Origin of the sequence: Streptomyces sp. Edi2, from assembly GCF_040253635.1 — a bacterium.
In the GTDB taxonomy this organism is placed as follows: domain Bacteria; phylum Actinomycetota; class Actinomycetes; order Streptomycetales; family Streptomycetaceae; genus Streptomyces.
This window is the reverse complement of record NZ_JBEJGX010000003.1, coordinates 8,044,520-8,063,969: the sequence shown is the minus strand read 5'-3', so window position 1 is coordinate 8,063,969 and position 19,450 is coordinate 8,044,520. Positions and strand designations below refer to the sequence as shown.

The 19,450-nt window shown below is 75.3% G+C and carries 8 protein-coding genes; all 8 read right to left on the bottom strand.

Going from position 1 to position 19,450, the window contains the following annotated elements; genetic code table 11:
- On the bottom strand, nt 1-318 hold the full coding sequence (locus tag ABR737_RS38620; RefSeq protein WP_350255822.1) for a phosphopantetheine-binding protein: 318 nt from the start codon (nt 316-318) through the stop codon (nt 1-3).
- Entirely contained in the window at nt 308-5,353 is a 5,046-nt protein-coding gene (locus ABR737_RS38615) for a type I polyketide synthase (protein WP_350255821.1), read from the bottom strand. The genes ABR737_RS38620 and ABR737_RS38615 overlap by 11 nt, the downstream gene beginning before the upstream one ends.
- Nucleotides 5,346-12,797 carry an SDR family NAD(P)-dependent oxidoreductase gene (locus ABR737_RS38610; RefSeq protein WP_350255820.1) on the bottom strand — a complete coding sequence of 2,484 codons (7,452 nt, stop codon included), beginning with the start codon at nt 12,795-12,797 and terminating at the stop codon, nt 5,346-5,348. Before ABR737_RS38610 ends, ABR737_RS38615 begins: the two co-directional genes overlap by 8 nt.
- A gap of 245 nt (nt 12,798-13,042) precedes the next feature.
- Nucleotides 13,043-14,086, bottom strand: coding sequence for a 2-hydroxyacid dehydrogenase (locus ABR737_RS38605; protein WP_350255819.1), 1,044 nt, complete (start codon nt 14,084-14,086; stop codon nt 13,043-13,045).
- A gap of 154 nt (nt 14,087-14,240) precedes the next feature.
- Nucleotides 14,241-14,867, bottom strand: a complete 627-nt coding sequence (locus ABR737_RS38600; RefSeq protein WP_350255818.1) for a histidine phosphatase family protein — start codon at nt 14,865-14,867, stop codon at nt 14,241-14,243.
- The gene (locus ABR737_RS38595) at nt 14,864-16,378 is read right to left on the bottom strand and encodes an FGGY-family carbohydrate kinase (protein WP_350255817.1); all 1,515 of its coding nucleotides are present in this window, start codon (nt 16,376-16,378) and stop codon (nt 14,864-14,866) included. Before ABR737_RS38595 ends, ABR737_RS38600 begins: the two co-directional genes overlap by 4 nt.
- On the bottom strand, nt 16,371-17,933 hold the full coding sequence (locus tag ABR737_RS38590) for an FGGY family carbohydrate kinase (RefSeq protein WP_350255816.1): 1,563 nt from the start codon (nt 17,931-17,933) through the stop codon (nt 16,371-16,373). The genes ABR737_RS38595 and ABR737_RS38590 overlap by 8 nt, the downstream gene beginning before the upstream one ends.
- 13 nt (nt 17,934-17,946) lie before the next feature.
- Nucleotides 17,947-19,272: an MFS transporter gene (locus ABR737_RS38585; protein WP_350255815.1), complete on the bottom strand. Its 1,326-nt coding sequence runs from the start codon at nt 19,270-19,272 to the stop codon at nt 17,947-17,949.
- Nucleotides 19,273-19,450: the final 178 nt, after the last annotated feature.

Here is a 19,450-nt window from a genome sequence, read left to right as displayed (position 1 = left end):
TCAGCCCGTGCAGGCCTGGTCGGCGGCGGTGACCGTGTCGATATGGACGGCGAGTTCGCCGACCGTCATGGCCAGGATCTGGTCGATGTCCTTCTCCGCGAGGAGGCCGAGGAGGTCCACCGCGCTGCCGTAGCGCTGTTGCAGCAGCTCGGCGAGGGCGACGAACTCGATGCTCTCCAGCGCCAGATCGTCGTTGAAGGTGGTCGCGGGGGTGACCTCGCCCACGACGAGCAGTTCGTCGCCGACGACGCTCACCAGCATGTCGGTGATCTCGGCCAGGATCGTCCCGGTGCGCTCGGGGAGCGGGTCAGCTGCCATGGGTGGCCTCCGTGGAAGTGGGGGTGTCGGTGTCCGTACGGGGCCCGGGCGGCGGCCCGGTCCAGGCGACGACATGGTGCGCGGACAGGTCGTGGACGGAGTCGAGGTGGACGAGGTGGTGCCGGCCGTCCGGGGAGTCCACCCGCAGCGCGCCGCCCGGCGCGGACGTCACGGCCCAGTCCAGCGGGCGGCCGCCGAGACCGCTGCCCGCCGCCTTGGCCGCGGCCTCCTTGGCGCACCACAGGGCGGTGAGCCAGTAGGCGCGGCCCGTTCCGCCGGTTGCCTCGCGGGCCTGGAGGCCGTCCGCCAGGCGGCGTTCGGCCGGGGTGAGGGCGATCTGTTCGAGGGCTCGCGGGTCGTCGGTGACCGGCTCGATGCCGATGCCGACGGGGCCCGACCGGTGGGCGAGGGCGACGGCGACGTGGTCCTTGTGAGCAAGCGAGAGGTGGAGGCCGGCGGCGAGCGGACCCTCGGGCCTGGGGCGGCCGTGGGGGTCGGCGCCGACCGCGACCTCGGCGGGGAAGACGGGGCCTGCTCCCGACTCCCACAGCAGCTCCCTGACCGCGTCCTTGGCGGCGATCCGGCCCAGCAGCCAGCCCGCGCGGGCGCGCGGCACGCACCGTTCGTAGCATGCGCGTTCGGCGGCGCCCAGATAGCGGCGCATCACCAGCTCCTGCGAGGCCGGGTCCGTCCAGCGGCGCCGGGCCAGACACCAGCCGCCCGGCCGGGGTTCGCCGATGCCGCACACCTCCGGGGTGAACTTCATCGGCCACACCCGTTCGTCGGCGCCGAAGCGCCGGTACGTCCAGCCCTCCAGCTGCGCCCATACGGCGCCGTCGGCGCCGCGCAGTTCCACGTCGCCGCGTACCGAGCCGGGGCCCACCTCGCGGATCCGGGCGGTGGCCGCCAGCAGCGCGCCCTCGGGGGGCGGGGGTCCGTAGAGCCGTACCCGCTCCAGGGTCGCGGGGAAGACCAGCCGGTCGCCGGCGAGTTTGAGCTGCATCCAGTGGCCGAGGAGCTGGCCCGCGGCGTCCAGGAGGGCGCCGGGGGCAGGCAGTGCGCGCAGCGTTCCGCGGATGCCGTCGGCGGCGAGCGCGCTGACCTCGTGTACCCCGGCGAACTCCGGGCCGTGGAACATCCACCGGTCCCGGTACAGGGCCGCGGCGCTGACGGGCGCCGGCCCGCAGGACGTCAGGGCCGGGGGGCCGGAGGGCGGCGGGGGCGGATGGTGTGCCGCGAGATGGACGGTGACGGTGGCATGGTCACCGAGGCGCACCCGTACCCGGCCGCCGTCGGCCGGGGTCGCGGTGACGCCGAGGTCGACGGGCGGCGCGACGGGCATCCAGCGCAGCGCCCGGACGTCGGAGTAGCCGGTGACGGTGAGCCCGGGGCGCACCTCGTGGGCCGCCTCGGCGGCCAGTTCCAGCAGTGTGGTCATGGGGACGACGGGGAAGCGGTCGGCGGGCTCCGGCCAGTCGCCGGGCTGGAGGTAGACACAGTGGTCACGGACGTAGGGGAGGGTGCGGAGGGAGAGGTGACGGGTGGTGTGGCGGGGGGCGGGGGACGGGGTGGGGACGGAGGTACGGCCAAGGCCCGGGGCGGCGGCCGGGGCCTTGGCGGCGGTGTGGCGAAGGCCCGGGGCCGGGGCGGCGGTGTGGCCAGAGCCCGGTACGGGGGTCGGCTCGGCGGAGCGGCCAAGGCCCGGGGCCGGCCCCGGGGTGGCGGTACGGCCAGGGGTCGGTAAGGCGGCCGACTCGGCGGTGTGGCTGCCCGGTGCGGGCGCCGGCTCGGCGGTGTGGCAAAGGCCCGGGGCCGGGGCCGGGCCGGCGGTCCGGCCGGCGAAGGATGCCGGGGTGGGCCGGGCGGCCGCGGTGGCCGCAGTGGCCGCAGTGGCCGCGGCGGCGACCGCGCGGGTGGCGGCCCGGGTTTCGGCGAGGACGGCGTCCAAGGTCTGCCGTACGGGGTCCCCGACGGAAGGCCAGGGGTGCGGCAACGCTCCCGCACCACCGGCTCCTCCGTCGTCCGGCAGCGCTCCCCCGCCCCCTCCCCCTCCTCCCCCTTCGGGGGAGGGGGCGGGGGGTGGGTTCGGGGGTGGGGGAGGGCCCGCGGACGCGAAAAGCAGTCCCCCCGGCGCCGCCCCGCCCAGGCGGACCAGCGGCGACCCGAGATCGAGCCGCACCGATGCGCCGGCTCCCTCCTGGCCCGTGCCTCTCTCCGAGTCGGTGGCTCCCTCCGGGACGGTGGCGAGGCCCGGGACCGTGGCGCGGCCCGCGGCCGTGACACCGTCCAGGCCGGTGGCGCGCCCCGCGCCCGGGACGCCGCCGACGGGTGGAGCCAGCCGCTCCCAGCGCGGAGCAATCCCCTCCACCCACAACGCGGCTGCGGTCCGCAGTAGTTGTGCCCCTCCCCCGCCGCGGGTGCCGGCCGCCGCCACGGCGAGATGGTCCTCCCCGTGGAGGGTGTCGCCGATGAAGCCGGTAAGACTGCCGGCGCCGATCTGGACGAAGGCGCGTACACCCGTCTCGTACAGCCGCCTGGTCAGGTGCTGGAAGCGGACCGGCTCCAGCAGGTGCCGCAGCACCAGCTCACGGACCTCCGACGGGTCTTCGGGGAAGGGCGCGACGGTCGTCGCCGACCAGACGGGGACGTCCGGGTCCCGCAGCGGGAGGGCGTCGAAGGCTGCCCCGACCTGGGCGAGGTAGGGCGCCCACATCGGCGTGTGGAAGCCGGAGCGGAACGGCATCTCCTGGGCCGATACGCCCTGTGCGGCAAGTCTGCGGACGGCCTCGGCCAGCGGCTCCGGAGCTCCGCAGATCACCGACTGGTGCGGGCAGTTGTCGTGGCTGACCGCCACCCGCTCCAGGCCTTCCAGCGCCGCGGCCGCCTGTGCGGCACCGCAGCCCAGGGCCGCATAGACCAGGTCGGGCACCGCGAGGGAGCCGGGCCGCAGCGAGCCGAGGAAGGTGTCCACGGCCTGCGGCGGGTACATTCCGGCGACCACCATGGCCGTCCACTCCCCGAGGCTGTGGCCGGTCAGCAGATCGGGGGCGATGCCGAGTCCGGCCAGGGCGCGGGCGAGCAGCCGGCCGACGGCGAGCGAGTCGACGGCCCGCTCGACCAGGCCGCTGCCCCCGGAAACCACAGGGCGGGGCAGGGACATCCGGTCGGCGATCTCGTCCACGCACGGCGGCAGGTCCGCTTCCAGTCCCGGGAAGACGAAAGCGAGCCGCGCTCCCGTCTCCCGGGCGAACGGCCCGAAGAAGGGGCTCGGGGTGAACCACACCTCACCGCGCCCCCGCCAGGGCAGCCCTCGGGCGAGGATCTTGGCGGCCAGGGCGCGGCGCTGCGGGGTGGGACCGAGGAGAGCGAGACGGCAAGGGCCGTCGCCCACAGGAACGCCGGTTCCCGCGCCCCCCGCTCCCTCCCCCTCCCCCGCTCTCTCACCCTCGCCCTGTCCCCCGCCCCCTCCCCCATTCCGTAACTTCTCCGCCAGTTCGGCGGGCGAGTGCGCGGCGAGCAGTACGGTGCGCTCCGGCTCCGCCGTCCGCAACGGGGAGGTGTGGGGCACGGGCGCCCCGGCGGCGGGCCGGCTTCCCGGGGCTTCCTCCAGGATGACGTGGGCGTTGATGCCGCCGAAGCCGAAGGCGTTGACGCCGGCCCGTAAGGGTGCCCGTCCGGCGTCCCAGGGCTCGGCCTCGGTGACCGGACGCATCCGGGTCCGTGCCAGGCCCTCGTGCGGCTCGTCCAGGTGCAGGGTCGGCGGCAGGGTGCGGTCGTGCACCGCGAGGGCGGCCTTGATCAGTCCGGCGATCCCGGCGGCCTGCATGGTGTGGCCGAGCATCGACTTCACCGAACCCAGGCCGACCGGCGGCCGTCCCGCGCCGGGCGGCCCGAAGACCCGGGCCAGGGTGTCCAGTTCGACGCCGTCACCGACCGGCGTCCCGGTGCCGTGCGCCTCCAGCAGTCCGAGCGCGGTGGGGTGCTCCGGATCGAGGCCGGCGCTGCCCCAGGCCTGCTGCAGCGCCCTGGTCTGCCCCTCCGTCCGGGGGTTCATCAGGCTCGACGCGCGGCCGTCCCCCGCCACCCCCGCCCCGCGGATGACCGCATACACCCGGTCCCCGTCGCGTTCGGCGTCGGCCAGACGTTTGAGGAGGACGACGCCGGTGCCCTCGGACAGCAGCGTGCCGTCGGCCCGGCGGTCGAAGGGACGGATGCACTGGCTGGGGCTCAGGGCGCGCAGCTGGGTGAAGACGCTCCACAGGGTGGCGATATGGCAGTGGTGCACGGCTCCGGCGACCACGCTGTCGCAGCGCCCGGCGGCCAGCAGATCGACGGCCTGGGCCACGGCCAGCAGCGAGGAGGCGCAGGCCGCGTCCAGGGTGTAGGCGGGCCCCCGGAAGTCCAGCCGGTTGGCGGTCCGGGCGGCGGTGAAGCTGGGCACCAGGCCGATGGAGGCCTCGGGCCGTTCGGGGCCCAGGCTCTCCTGGAAGGCGTCGCGTACCGCGGAGATCTTCGACTCCCCCAGTTCCGGGGCGAGTTGGCGCAGGGTGGCGGCGAGCTGGTGGGCCGTACGGACCCGCTGGTCGAGCCGGGCGGTGGCCACGCCCATGAAGCCGCCGCGGCCGAGGATGACCCCGATACGGGAGCGGTCGGCGGGCAGCCGCTCCTGGCCGCCCGCGTCGGCGATGGCGTCGGCGATGACGCGCAGCGCGAGCAGTTGGTCGGGCTCGGCCCCCGGGACGGTGGCGGGCATGATGCCGAAGCGGGTGGGGTCGAAGGCGGCGAGCTCGTCCAGGAAGCCGCCCCGCCGGCAGTAGAAGCGGTCGCTGCGGACGGGGCCCTCGGCGCCGTGCGGGTCGTAGTAGACCTCGGGGTCCCAGCGGCCGGGCGGCACCTGAGTGATGCAGTCCCGGCCGGCCATCAGGTTGCGCCGGTACGCGGCGAGATCAGCGGCACCTGGGAAGAGCGCCCCCATGCCGACGATCGCGGCGTCCGTGGGGCGCGGGCCGGCCCGCCCGGCAGCGGTGTCACTCATCGCCCGCCGCCTCCCCGGCGGCCTTTGCCGCCAGGACGACCTGGGGCGAGGTGCCGTGGGCCAGTTCAGCCAGCAAGGCGTCGGCCGCGGCGCCGGGGTCCAGGAGCGGGATGCCCCGGCGGGCGTAGGCGCGTTCCAGCTCCGGGGTGACCATGCCGCCGCCGTCGGCCGCCCAGGGTCCCCAGTCGACGGCGAGGACGCGCCCGGCCGCACGGGCCGACCAGGCCCTGGCGAGGGTGTCCAGGGCGTCGTTGGCGGCGGCGTAGTCGGCCTGGCCGCGGTTGCCGAAGACTCCGGCGACACTACCGAAGAGGACCAGGAAGCCGGTGTCGTCGCCGGCGGCCTCCAGGAGGTGGCGGGCGCCGTCGACCTTGGCGGCGAAGACCCGGGCGAAGGACACCGGTTCCTTGTCCCGCAGCAGCTTGTCCTCCAGGGTGCCCGCGCCGTGCACGATCCCGTCGAGGCGGCCGTGCCGGTGCCGGATGTCGTCCACCACGGCGCGTACGGCGTCGGCGTCGGAGACATCGGCCGCGTGGTAGCGCACGGAAGCGGCGTGCGGTGCGAGGGCGGCGAGGGTGGCAGTGATCTCGCGGCGGGCCAGGACGCGGGTGGCCGCCGCCTCGATACGGGCCGGCCTGCGCAGCCCTTGGGCGAGGAGGGCGGCGCGCAGCGCGATGCGGTCGTGGGCATGGGCGAGGGCCGGGTCCTCGGGGGTCTCGTCCAGGGGTGTGCGCCCGAGGAGTTCGAGGTGGCAGCCGTGGGCGCGGGCCAGGGCGTGCGCCGTACGGGCGGTGATGCCGCGCGCGCCGCCGGTCAGCAGCACCACGGAACCGGCGTCGAGCGCCGGCCGGCCGGTGGGGAGCCGGTCGTGCGGCAGCGGTGTGGGAACGGTGCGCAAGGTGGTGCGGGTGCCGTTGGTGCGGCCGACGACGACCGGTTCGCCGGGGGCGCAGAGTTCGGCGAGGAGGTGAGCCGCGATGCGTTCGGGGCGGTCCTTCGGGTCGATGTCCACGGCGCGGATCAGGACGCCGGGGTATTCGAGGGCGGCCGTACGGGCAAAGCCGCGCAGCCCGGCGCCTGGCAGGGGGTCGGGGGCGTCCTCGGCGGCGTCCTGGCCGAAGGTGCCCCCGGCCGCGGTGGCCAGCAGCAGCCACCGGGCTCCGCCGGTCAGGGCGGTGCGCAGCCCCGCGTACTGTCCGGGCAGTACCGCGCCGCGGCCCGCTCGCAGGGCGCTGAGGTCCACCAGTCCGCCCACCCCGTCGGCGATGACCTCGGCCAGCCGCTCGGCGGGCACGGTACGGACCCGGGCGCCATGGCTCTCCAGAAGGGCCGTGAGGGCGACCGCCACGCCCTGGCCGTCCTCCACCACGGCGAAGTCACTGCCCGCCACCACCTCGGCGGGTGGCCGGCTCGCCGGCGGGCCGAGGGGCGCTACCTGGACCAGGTAGCGGGTGGGGGGCCGGGGCACGGGGGTGCCGTCGGCTTCGGCCCGGGGCCCGGTGGGTGGGTTGGGGATGGCGGACGGGTTCGGGATGACAGGCTGGTTCGGGGTGGCGGGCGGGTGCGCGGAGGTGGGCGGCGTGGGATCGGATGGCTCGGACAGGGACGGCGCCCTCGCGGGACCGGCCGCCCCCGCGAGGGCCACTGCGGGCACGGGTGAAGGAGGCGTCTCCGCTGCGGGCTCGGGAGCAGGGGGCGTCTCCGCTGCGCTCTCGCGGTGGGCGGCGGCGATCCAGTCGACGATGCCGCTGATGGTCTTGACCCGGGAAAGCTGCTCCACCGCCGGTTCCATGGCTCCGTCGGCGTCCTGGGGCAGTCCGATCCGGTCGGCCAGGGCACCGATGATCTCCACCCGCTTGATGGAGTCCACCGAGAGGTCGGCCTCCAGGTCGAGACCCGCGTCAAGCATCTCGTGCGGATATCCGGTCCTGGTGTGAATGATGTCCCGTACGGCATCGAGGAGTTCCGCGGGGCTCAGACGCCGTGCCGTGGTGCCGGGCGCCTGCCCTGCGGCGGCGTCGGCGGCCCCGAGCCCTGCGTCGGGCCCGGCACCGGCGTCGGGCCCGGCATCGGCGTCGGGCCCGGCATCGGCGTCGGCCGCGTCCCCGGCGCCGGACCGGACGGGCGCGGCATACGACGCGGCGGCCTGCTCGGGCACGGCCCTCGATGGTGCGACCGCAGCAGCCTCCCCGGCCACCCCCGACTCACCCAAATACCGCAGCACGACATCCCGTTGGGCCGTGATCAGCTCTCGCGACGCCCGCAGATACTCCAGCACCACATCCTGCTGGGCAACGCCCCCGGACGCCGCGGAGCTTCCGGACGCGGCGGAGCCTCCGGACGCGGTGGCCCCGGACGTGGTAGAGCCCCCGGACACGGTAGAACCTCCGGACACGGTAGAACCTCCGGATGCCGTGAAGCCCCCGGGTGCGGCAGAGCCCGACACCACACCCTCCCCGTCCCGCCACCCCGGTTCCACCCGTCGCGCGGGGCGCAGTCCCCCCGGCAGGCAGGCGCCGTCGGCGGTGCGCACCAGATGCCCGTCGACCAGCCATCCCGGGCGGCGCGGTGCGACCGCGGGCAGCGTCTCCGTACGCCCGTGGAACAGGGCTTCCGGGGCGATCGGGACGCCGGCCGCCGCGAGCCGGGCCAGCACGTGCGGCAGCCGGGCCAGTCCCGGCTCGCCCGGGACATCCAGTGCCACGGCCGTGTGCGGCCGGCCCTCCAGGATGCGCCCGACGAGGCCGGTCAGCACCCGGCCGGGCCCGGCCTCCACAAAGGTGCGCACCCCGGCGGCGTACATGTCCTCGATCTGCTCCACGAAGCGCACGGGTGCGGCGACCTGGTCCGCCAGCGTGGCGCGGACCGCGGACGCCGCGCGGTCGTACGGGCGCGCGGTGGCGCCGGACCAGACCGGGAAGGCGGGCACGGACACCTGCGCCGCGGACAATTCGGCGCCGAACGCATCGCGGGCCGCGGCGAGTTGCGGGCTGTGGAAGGCGCAGGCCACCGTCAGGCGGCGCGCGTCCAGGCCGGCCGCGCGCAGTGCCGCCACCGCCGCTTCCACGGCATCCGTGGGACCGGAAATGACGCTCTGTTCGGGCGCGTTGTGATTGGCGACGACGACCCCGGCCGCGTGGATCAGCTCCCTGACACGCTCCGGAGTGGCCACGACGGCGGCCATCGCGCCGGGGTCGTCCCCGGCAGCCCCGAGGATGGCCTCGCCACGGCGGGCGCTGAGGCGCAGCAGCGTCGCGGTGTCGTAGGCGCCCGCGGCCCACAGTGCGGTCAGCTCGCCGTAGGAGTGCCCCGCCGTGCAGTCGGGGCGCACGCCGAGCGTGGTGAGCAACCGGTTCGCGGCGGCGGAGGCGAGACCGAGCGCCGGCTGGGCGACGCGGGTGTCGGTGAGGGCGGCCTGCTGGGCGGCCCGCCGCTCGGCGGTGAAGGCGGTGGGCGGGAACATGGCCGCGACCCACTCCTGATCGGCGTCCTCCAGAAGACCGCGCAGGGCGGGGAAGGCGAGGAACAACTCCCCCATCATTCCCGGACGTTGACTTCCCTGGCCGGGGAAGAGGAAGGAGACCAGTCCGGGGTCGGCGTCCCGGCGGCGCGGATACACGCCCTCGGCGGCATCGAACCGGCGGGCGGCCGCCAGCTTGACGGCGAGATCGTCGAGGTCGTCGGCCACCACACAGATCTGGACCGGCCCCTGGGCCGCCGCGGACTCGGCGGCCAGGTCGCGCAGCGGCCACGGCCGCCCGGCGGCGTCGTTGTCAGCCAGCCGTGCGGCAAGCCGTTCCATGGCCCGTACGGCGGCGGGGCGGTCGCTCCCCCGGAAGCAGAAGAGTTCGGCGGGCCAGTCCGTCAGGGCGTGGGCGGGCTCGGGCGCACCGTCGTAACCGGCCAGCACGGCGTGGTAGTTGGTGCCGCCGAAGCCGAAGGCGCTCACCCCGGCGAAGCGCCGCCCCGCGGGGACCGGCCAGGGCCGGGCGCTCCCGGTGTCGAAGCGGAACGGTCCGCTGTCCGCGGCCGGCCGGGTCAGATGCAGGGTCGGCGGCCGTACGCCCGTGTGCACGGCGCGGGCGGCCTTGACGAGCCCGGCCAGGCCGGCCGCGCATTTGGTGTGCCCGATCTGCGACTTGACCGAGCCCAGCGTGCAGCTGCCCGGGGTGGCTCCCGCGGCCTCGAACACCTCGGTGAGGACGCCGAGTTCGGCGGTGTCGCCGACGACGGTTCCGGTGCCGTGGGCTTCGAGGAGTCCGACCTGCGCGGGGCTGATCCCGGCGCGCCGGTAGGCGCGTTCGAGGGCCCGCCGCTGGCCCTCGGGCCGTGGTGCGGTCAGCCCGAGGGACCGGCCGTCGCTGGAGGTGCCGACGGCCTTGACGACCGCGTAGATCCGGTCGCCGTCGCGTTCGGCGTCGGCGAGCCGCTTCAGGACCAAGGCGCCGACGCCCTCGCCGAGCGCGATGCCGTCGGCCGCCGCATCGAAGGGGCGACAGCGGCCGGTGGGCGACAGGGCGCGCACGGAGGCGAACATCAGGTAGTCGTTGATGCCGTTGTGCAGATCGGCGCCGCCGCACAGCGCCATGTCGCTGTCGCGGTCGCGCAGTTGGCGGCAGGCCAGGTCGAGGGCGGCGAGCGAGGAGGCGCAGGCGGCGTCCACGGTGCAGTTGGCACCGCCGAGGTCGAGCCGGCTCGCGATGCGTCCGGCGATGACATTGGCGAGGACGCCGGGGAAGGAGTCCTCGGTCAGGCGGGGCAGTTCGGCGTCGAGTGCGGGCGGCAGGTCCCCCAGGTAGGCCGGGTGCAGGGCGCGCAGGCCGTAGGCGCCGGCCAGTTCGGTGCCCGCCTCGGCGCCGAAGACGACGCTGGTGCGGGCGCGGTCGAAGTCGCGCTCAGCGTATCCGGCGTCCGCCAGGGCCTTGGCGGCCGCGTCCAGGGCGAGCAGCTGCACCGGCTCGATGGCGGCGAGGGAGGCCGGGGGGATGCCGTGGGCGAGGGCGTCGAAGGGGATGGCGGGCAGGAAGCCGCCCCAGCGCGACGGGGTGCGTTCGCCCGCCCGTGCGGGGTCCGGGTCGTGGTACGTACCGGTGTCCCAGCGCTCGGCGGGTACCTCGGTGACGGAGTCGGCGCCGGAGACGATGTTGGACCAGAAGCGGGCGGCGTCGGCCGCGCCGGGATAGCAGCACGCCATGCCGACGATGGCGATGTCCAGCGGCTCCGCCTCCGGTTCCCGGTGTCCTTCGTGCTGCCCGTCGGGGGTCGCGAACTGCTCCGCCCGGGCCGTGAGCTGCGCGGTGGCCCCCTCGGTCACGGCGGTGTGCAGCGCGGCGACGGTGGTGGTGGCGCTGTGGGCGGTGGCGGCCTGGCCCAGCATGTACAGGCCCTCCCGGCGTTGTTCCCGCTCCCCGGCCGGCGCGGGCCGCCCGCCGTCCGTATGGCGCAGGCCCTTGCTCGCCAGGCGCAGGCGTCCGAGGTTGCGCCGCTCCAGCTCCTCCCACCGGGCCCGCGGGTCCGTGCCCTGGGCGGCGAGGCGCCGTTCGGCGGCCGTGAACTCCTCGGCGTAGGCGGTCTCGGCGCAGCGGGTGGCATGGCCCGGTGCGGTCCGCAGCAGGACGGTCCGGTCGCAGGCCAGGGCGGTGTCCTGGAAGCCGGGCAGGACCGCGCCGGTGGCCACGGCCTCCTGGGTGAAGAGGTAGGCGGTGCCCATCAGGACGCCGATGCGGGCGCCGAGTCCGGCGAGCGGGGCCGCGGCGGCGGCCGCCATGGCGGCGGTGCGGGCGTCGTGGATGCCGCCCGCGAAGAGCAGGTCCAGGCCGTCGGCCGTCCCACCGTGCGTCCGGGCGTGGGCGGTCAGCCGCTCGATCTGCTCCTCCCACAGCGGGAAGCTGGCCCGGGGGCCGATGTGACCGCCGCACTCCTGCCCCTCGAAGACGAATCTCCGGGCGCCTTCGGCGAGGTAGCGCTCCAGCAGGCCAGGTGCCGGGACATGCAGATAGGTCCGGGTCCCGGCCGCTTCGAGCGGCGCGGCCTGGGCGGGGCGGCCACCGGCGATGAGCGCGTACTCCGGGGCGAACTCGGCGACGGCGGCGAGCTGTTCACGCCGCAGCTCGGGCGGGGCGAAACCCAGCAGGCCGACGCCCCAGGGCCGCTCGCCCAGCCGCCCGGCGGTCTCGGCCAGCAGCCGGCGCACCTGCTCCCCGTCCATGACGGCGAGGGCGAGAAAGGGCAGCCCGCCCTCGGCGGCGACCGCGGCGGCGAAGGCGGACACATCGCTGACCCGGGTCATCGGCCCCTGGGCCACGGGGAGGTGGCGGGCACCGGGGCGCGGCGCGAGCGGCCGGGTACGGGCCGCCGCGGCAAGGTGCTCGGCGAGGGCGGTCCGTACCGCCTGGACGACGCCGCCGGTGGTGCGGTGCCGCGCGGCGAGCCGGGCGGCGAACGCCCCGTCCTGGCCGATGGGGAGCAGCTGGGTCTGCAGGTCCCGGGCACCGAGGAGGGCGGCGATGCGGGCGGCGGGGCCGGTCTCCGCCCCGGTGCTCCCGGCGTCGTCCCCTCCGGCGCTCCCGGCGTCGTCGCCTGCGGTGGCCATGGCGGCCGCCGGGGCGGCGAGGTCGGGGCGGGTGAGGACCCGGTGGCCCGCGACGAGCGTGGTCTCGCTGCCGTCCATGGCCCGGACGGCGTCGGCGACCGCGCGCGGCAGCCGGGCCGCCCCCTCGGCGGTGAGCGCGAGCTGGGAGTCGAGCAGCACCCCGGCCGCTCCGCCGGCGACGGCCGCGGCGGCGGTGTGCGGGCCGATTCCCCCGGCGGCGAGCACGGGGACCGTCACGGACGGGTCGGCCAGTACGCGGGAGAGCAGGACGCAGGTGGTGAGTTCGCCGACCCGGCCACCCGACTCGTGGCCCCGGGCGACGAGCGCGGTGGCGCCGGCGGCACACGCCGCCGCGGCCTCCTCGGGGGTGGTGATCTCGGCCCATACGCGGCGCCGCCCGCCACCGGCCCAGTCGTCGGGGCCGGGGACCGCGCCGGCCGGAGCGTGAGCCGCCCCGTCCGGGCCGGAAGCCGCGCCCTCTGATCCCGGGACCGCGCCCGGGCCGGCGCCGTACGCCCGCGGATCGGCGCCGCACGCCCGCGGGCCGCCGCCGTACGCCCGCGGGTCGGCGAGCAGCACGGTGTCGGTCCCCTCGGGCAGATCGGCGGGCGTGAGCGGACACCCCGCCGGTACCCGTACGCCGTGGCGTAATCGCCCGAGCCGGGCCAGCGCCTCGCGCGCGGCCCCGGCGTCCCTGCCGAGGTCCAGCAGGCCGAGCGCGCCGGCGCGTTCGGCCGCCACGACGATCCGTTCGCCCGGTTCCTCGAAGGGCGAGAGCGCAACGACGAGGTCACGGCCGGAGTGGGGGGTACCGGGGAGAGGGGTGCCGGAGAGTGGGGGCCAGGGGGCCACGGGCGCTCCTTCTGCTGGGGGCGGACACGCTTACCACTGCCACCTGCGGTAACCAGCGGTCAGACCCGGAGGGCAGGCCCTGACCCGCTGATGCCGCGTTGCATGGTGGAGCCACCCCCATGCACTGTCAACGCACGTGCATCAGGCGGTAGTTGATTCCGCCAAGGTCACAAAGGTGCCGCGCCACCTCCCCCACCACCCCACCACCTGGGCGAACACACACTCGAACGCCGGTTTTCGGGATCTCACCTGGCCTGAAATACACCAGGGTTGGCACAGTGCACCAACGGCTCGCCGCGCAGATAGCGGCCGGCCTCCGCGGCGGCGATCCGTGCGGCCTTGTGCGCGACTTCCTGGCTGCCGCCCGCGATGTGCGGGGTGAGCACCACGCCGGGGGCGGTCAGCAGCCGGGAGCCGGCGGGCAGCGGTTCCTCGGGGAAGACGTCGAAGCCGGCTCCGCGGAGCTGTCCGGAGTCCAGCGCATCGCAGACCGCGTCGTAGTCGAGGAGCGCGCCGCGGGCGCAGTTGACCAGGATCGCGCCACGGGGCATCGCGGCGATCTCCGCGCGCCCGATCATGCCGGTGGTCTCCGCGGTCACCCGGGCGTGCAGGGAGACGATGCGGGAACGGGTCAGCAGCGCGTCGAGCGAGACCTGTTCGGCGAGGCCGGCCAGCGCCTCGGGGCGGACGTACGGGTCGTGGACGAGGACCTGGGCGCCCATGGCGGCGAGGACCTTGGCGACCCGGCTGCCGATGGCGCCGAAGCCGATCAGCCCGACGGTGGCGCCCTCGATCTCGATGCCGCAGTTGTCGTAGTCGTAGTAGTCGCCGCGCCAGACGCCCCGGCGCAGAGCGGTGTGGGTGTCGCCGACGCCGCGGGCGGCGGCCAGCATCAGGGTGAGGGTGTGCTCCGCGGTGGCGGTGGCGTTACGGCCGGGGGCGTAGCAGACCGCGACCCCGTGCCGGGTGGCGGCTTCGACGTTCACGTTGACCGGGCCGCCGCGGCTGGTGCAGAACAGCTTCAGATCGGGGCAGTGGGCAAGAATCCGCTCGGTGAGCGGGCCGTGCTCGGTGACGCAGATCTCGACGCCGCGCAGCGCCTCGATCATCTCGTCCTCAGTGCCGGAGGCCTCGATGACCTCGCCGACCGGGCCGAAGGGGGTGTGCGGCCAGTCGAACCGGATCTCGCGCACCTCCAGCGGTGTCTCCCCGGCGGCCTCGTGCACGGCCCGGGTGAACAGGCCCGGGCGGATGAAGTGGTTGCCGGCAGCGAGGACGGTGGTGCTCATGAGGGCTTCTCCTGAAGGGCGGGAGCGGTGGCGCCGGGGGGCGGCCGGTGCGGTGGCCGGACGGTCGGTGAAGAGACGGCCCGTGGAGGGACGGTCAGTGGACGGACGTTCAGTGGACGGACGTTCAGTGGACGGACGGTCAGTGGCGAGACGGTCAGTGCAGGGCAGGCGCCCGGTTCAGAGCCGGGGTGTTGAAGCTGAGCAGCGCGGTGCGCCCGTTCTCGATGCGGATCTCGGTGAGCGCACCGTTGTGCAGCACGGGGAAGACCCGGCGGTAGTCGGCGAGCGGGATGCCCAGCAGATGGCAGAGCAGAACCCGGACGAGGGTGGAGTGCGCCACGACCAGGATCCGGCCGTGCGGCTGTTCGCGGGCGAGGTCGGCGAGGCAGTCGGCGGCGCGCTCGGCGGCGCGGCGCGGGTCCTCCCCGCCGGGCAGGTGGTTCCCGACCGGGTCGGCGAGGAAGGCGGCCAGATGCTCCGGGAAGCGTTGGCGCATCTCGTCCCTGGTCAGGCCCTCGCCCTGGCCGAAGTCGAGCTCGTAGAGCCGTTCGTCGGTGTGTGCGGCGAGGCCGCAGGCGGCGGCCGCGGGCGCGGCGGTGAGGCGGGCCCGGGCGAGCGGGGAGCTGTGGACGGCGGTGAGGCCTGCGGTGGCGGCCCAGGTGGCGAGGGCGGCGGCCTGCTCGCGGCCGCGGTCGGTGAGGGGCACATCGGTGCGGCCGGCGTAGCGGTTCTCCGCATGCCAGACGGTCTCGCCGTGGCGTACGAGGAGGAAGTCGGTCACGGTGCTGCCCTCCTGCGGGCGTGGTCGGCCACGGCCGGGTCGAGCCAGCCGCGGCGGGTGAGTGCGTCGATGAAGCGGAGGTGGACGGGGGCGTAGCGGGCGGTGCGGGCGAGGTCGGGCGTGAGCTCCCGGTCGATGCGGACCATGGCGGCGGCCGCTTCCCGGAGGCCGGCGCCGGAGGAGGTGGCGGCGAGGACCGCCATGCCGAGGGCGCCCTCGGCCTGCTGCGGCAGCCGTACGGGACGGCCGAGGACATCGGCGCGCAACTGGCACCAGTAGGCGTTGCGGGCGCCGCCGCCGGTGAGGGTCAGCGGCCCGTCGACGGGCGCGCCGAGGTGGTCGAGGTAGTCGAAGCAGAGCCGTTCGAGGCAGGCGACACCGAGCAGATAGGCATGGAACTCGTGTGCACGGGTGGGGACGTGGCCCAGGACGAAGGGCTCGGCGTCAGGGGCACGGAAGGGAAAGCGTTCGCCGCCGGCGACCAGGGGGTAGGCGACCGCGTCCGGATCGGGCAGGGCCGCGGCCCGCGCGGTGAGCGCGTCCAGGTCCTCGCCGGGGAAGTGCCGGGAGAGGACCCCGGCGCCGCTGCTGGAGGCGCCGCCCGGCAGCCAGTTGTCGCCCGGTCCCCGGTGGCAGTAGACGACGCCCGCCGGGTCGCGGACCAGGTGCGGGCTGCTTCCCTTGAGGACGAGGGTGGTGCCGAGTACCGAGTTCCAGGCGCCCGGGGCGAGTGCCCCGGCGCCGATCTGTGCGGCGCAGCCGTCGGTCATCCCGGCGACGATCGTGGTTCCTTCGGGGATGCCGGTGACCGCGGTGGCAGCGGCGCACACCGAGCCGAGCACCCTGCCGGGGCGTACGACCTCGGGCAACACCCCCTCGGGCACGCCCAGTTCCGCCATCACCCGGTGCGGCCAGCGCTCCTCGACGAGGTGGTAGCCGGTCTTGAGGGCATGGCTGGCGTCGGCCGCGACCTGATGGCCCGCCAGCCGCCAGGTCACCAGGTCGACCTGGTGCAGCAGCCGGACTCCCGGGCCGGGGGCGGGAGCATCGGCCAGCAGGTGCACGAGTTTGGGCAGCGCCCAGGACGGCTGCATGCTGCGGTAGCCCAGCTCCTGCCAGATCGTCTCCCCGGCGGTGTTGACGGCCGCGGCCTGTGCGGCGGCGCGCCCGTCGTCGTACATCACTCCGGGGGTGAGCGGGGTGCCGTGGGCGTCGGCGAGCAGGATGGTGCCGGAGGTCCCGTCGATCGCCAGTCCGCGGACGCGCCGGGTGTCGATCTGCCCCAGCGCTTCCCGGCAGGCGGCGGCCAGGGCGCTCCACCACTCCTCGGGGTCCTGCTCGTGCCGGTTGCCGTCGCGCCGGCCGGTGAGCGGGCGGGCGGCGGTGGCCAGGACCTGCCCGGTGCCGTCGACGGCGACGCAGCGCGCGCTCTGGGTGCCCAGGTCGAGCCCGAGCCAGATGCCGTCGAGGGCGGAGGCGGGGGTGCCGCGGTTTCGGCGCGGGTCAGTCACGGGGGTCTCCAGGGGTGGTGCCGGTGGTCTCGGTCGGCCGGCCGGGGGCCTCGGCCCGGCGGCGGGAGTTCCCCCGCCAGACCGCGCCGCCCCGCCAGCCGGCCTCCCGGGCGTGCGCCCGCCACCCGAGGAAGTCCTCGTACAGCGCGGCATAGAACTCCGTGCGCTCCGGGTCGGGCTCCCAACCGCGCTGCATCCGGACGTACTTGGCGGCGGCGCTGTGCATGCTGGTCTCGGCGCCGGTGCGGACCAGGCCGGTGAGGAAGGCGCCCTTGGCGCCGAGTTCGGTGTCGCCGGAGCGGGCGGTGGGCACGCCCGTGGCATCGGCGATCAGCGCACACCAGGCGTCGCTGTTGGCTCCGCCGCCGCACAGCCGCAGCTCGCTGACGTCCGTACGGGCGGCGGCCAGCGAGTCCCGCAGGACCAGCGAGAGCCCGTCGAAGACGGCGCGTGCGAGATCGGCGGGAGTGTGTTCCAGGGACAGGCCCCAGAAGGTGCCGCGGGCGCCCGGGTCGAGGAAGGGGGCCCGCTCCCCGGCCGGCGAGAGGTACGGCAGGAACATCAGCCCGCGGGCGCCCGGCTCCGACTCGAAGGCCAGCTGTGCCAGCTCCGGCGGCCCCGGCAGATGCAGCAGCCGGGCCGCCCAGCCGAGCACCTCGGCGCCGTTGAGCGTGGGGAAGGCACGCAGCACCCGCTCGCGGCCCCGGTAGGCGATATGGATTCCGGACGGTTCGCCGCTGGTGTCGACGTCGGTCCGGACGATCTCGGTGCACAGGGTGGTGCCGAGGATGCTGCAGGCCTGGCCGGGGTTGACGACGCCGACGCCGCGGGCGGTGGCGGCGATGTCGTAGGGGGACATCACGACCGGGAGCCCGGCCGGCAGCCCCAGTTCGTCCGCCGCCGCGCCGGTGATCTCGGCGATCCGCTGCGACTCCCCGAGGACGGTGGGCAGCAGCCGCTCGTACTCCCCGAGGCCGAACAGCTCCAGGATGTAAGGGTCGTAGTCACCGGTGGCGTGGTCGAGGAACGGCGCGGAGGCGTCGGACTCATCGCTGGCGCACACGCCGGTGAAGCGCAGGAAGAGCCAGCCGGCCGCGGTGAGCGAGGTGGCGGAGCGGGCCAGCCGGTCCGGGTCGTGTGCGGCGAGCCAGCTGAAGAGGGCGTTGGGCATCCCCGCGCAGGTCAGCGAGCCGTTGCGGCGGAAGGCCGCCTCCAGGACGCCGCCGCGCTGCCAGCCGGTGAGCAGGTCCCCGGCCCGGCCGTCGGACCACAGGAGGGCAGGCCCGGTGGGCCGGCCACGATCGTCGACGAGCCAGGCGCCGTCGCCCTGGGCGGTGAACGACACCAGCCAGACCGGGTCGGCCAGCCCGTCGAGGACCGTGCGGACGGTGTGGACGACGGCGTCCCAGACCGCGTCCATGTCCTGTTCCGCCCAGCCGGGGTGCGGGCGCAGGACCTCGGTGGCCCGGCGGGCGACGGCGATCTCGGTGCCCTGGTCGTCGAAGACCACGGACTTGATCACCGTGGTGCCGACATCGATGGTCAGTACGGACATCAGTGGGGTCCTCTCACGCCGGGGACGGGGCGGCGCCGGCCGCGGTGTCCTCCGGGGCCTCGCCGCGCCGTATGGCGGCGTCGCCCGCAGCCGCCGCACCCGGCTCGTCCGGCAGCTTCAGGAAATGGGCGAGCACACAGCTCACGGCGTACATCCCCGCGAAGATCCAGACCACCCCTTCGACGCCGAGCGGCCCGACGAAGGCCGCGACGACGGCCGGGCCGACGAAGGTGCTGGCTCCCGCGCCCAGGTTGAGGGCGGCCAGCGCCTGCCCCTGGTGCTTCGGCTCCAGGGTGGGCACCAGCGCCGACAGCGGTACATAACCTGCCAGCGTAGCGCCGTAGAAGGCGGCGACCAGGAGGGCGAGCGGGAAGTTCGGGCCCGCCGCGTCCGGGACGTAGAAGAGCAGCAGGGTGCTGAGCGTGCAGCCGGCGCCGCCGAACCAGGCGATGGTGCGGCGCCAGCCGAACCGGTCGCCGAGCACGCCGAACAGCAGGTTGGCGAAGATATTGGTGGCGAACATGGCGCTGAGCAGATGCAGCCACTGGGTGAGGCTGAAGCCGACCGTCCGGGTGAAGTGGATCGGCATGATCACGAAGAAGCCGAACTGCGAGGCCGTATTGATCACCCGGACCACCGAGCCGGCCCCGACCCTGGGGTTGCGCCACAGGATCGTGACGCTGCCGACCAGGGTGGCCACCGGTCCCTTCCCCGCCCCGCGGGGCCGCCGTGCGCCGTGGTCGTCCCGCACCAGCAGCAGCGCGGTCAGCCCGCCCGCGGCCACCAGCACCAGCGCGGCCCACAGCGTGGCGTAGGCACCGATGTGCGGGATGAGTCCGCCGGCGACCAGCGAGCCGAGCGTGGGCAGGCCGCCGGTGAAGGCGAACCAGAACCACCCCATCGCCGTACCGAGCCGGGCGCGCGGCGTCACCCCCGCGACCCAGACCAGGAACCCGTACGCGAACAGCGGATACCCCAGCCCGCGCAGCCCGTAGGCGAGCATCATCATCGGGTAGCTGGTCAGCGGAACGGCGGCCAGCAGGAAGAGCAACTGGAAGGCGCCCCAGATGCCCAGGCCCGCCCACATGACGCGGCGCGGCCCCCACAGCTCGGACAGCACGCCGGAAAGCCAGGCGGCGAGGCCCGCCGCGACCCCGTAGACGGTGAACAGCAGCGCGACCCGGGGCTCGGGGATGCCCTGGTCGGCGAGGTAGGGCGACAGATAGCCGGACTCGACCCCGTCTCCGATCATGAAGAGGAGGAGTCCGAGGTATCCCCAGGCGAGCGTCGGCGGGATACCCATGCGTGTGATCAGCGAACGCGGAGGAGAGTTCGTCATCGAAGCTCCCTTTCTGCGGCGGCGGGGCAGGAGGGGTGAACGCAGCGATGGAACCGCCGGGCGGAAACGGGCGTCAATGGCCGCCGGAATCTTCGCATCCGGGCCGCGACCTGCCATGTTGTGTCGTACCGGAACCCGCATGTGGCCGCCGCCTTCACCGCGCGCGCCATGTGAAGTC